Consider the following 644-nt stretch of genomic DNA (forward strand, 5'->3'; position numbering starts at 1 on the left):
GTCGCACCATCGGCACTTTGTTCTGGCATCACATCGATGGTATTGGTTGTCACTGTGCCGTCTGCAAGATTTGGTTCAGTGATATCTAACGTACCACCTTGCATGATTTGAACATCATCACCAATGGTCACGTTAAGTTGAGACACCAACGAGTCATCGCCATCGCTATCGACCGCGTAAACCGGTAAGTCGAAACTCAAATTATTATTTGCGAGGCCATCTACATGGTCTAGTGCTTCAAGTAAGGTGAAGGTGTATTGACCTAAATTGGTATCCGAGAAACTAATCGTGAACACATTGGTTTCAACATTCGAACCATCAGTAACATAACCGATGTAGCCGCCCGGTGTGGTTGGGTCAGCTTTCAGCTCGACAGCTAATCCGTTTGATGTGAGAGTGCCGCCAAAATTGAACTCAGTCGGTTCAATACGGAAGCTGGTCACATCATCACTTTGAGTGGTGTAAGTAATAGTTTGAGTTGAGCTAACCGCGCTACCGCTTGGTGCAGAGCCATCACTCAGATTGGTTTCCGACAAGTTCACAGTTGGCACATTATCAATGGTCGGAATATCACCATCGGTAATGGTCAGCGTGACGGTTGAGGTAAGCACATCGTTATCGGAGTCACTAGATGTCACCACGAT

The 644-nt window shown here is 46.4% G+C and carries 1 protein-coding gene; it reads right to left on the bottom strand.

Annotated features, from left to right (window positions below; all coding sequences use genetic code 11):
- Nucleotides 1–644: hypothetical protein (locus AB4167_RS03305; protein ID WP_372136128.1), on the bottom strand; the 644-nt coding region annotated here is incomplete at both ends.

The organism is Vibrio sp. 10N.286.49.E11, assembly GCF_041469505.1.
GTDB classification, from domain to species: Bacteria; Pseudomonadota; Gammaproteobacteria; order Enterobacterales; family Vibrionaceae; genus Vibrio; species Vibrio crassostreae_C.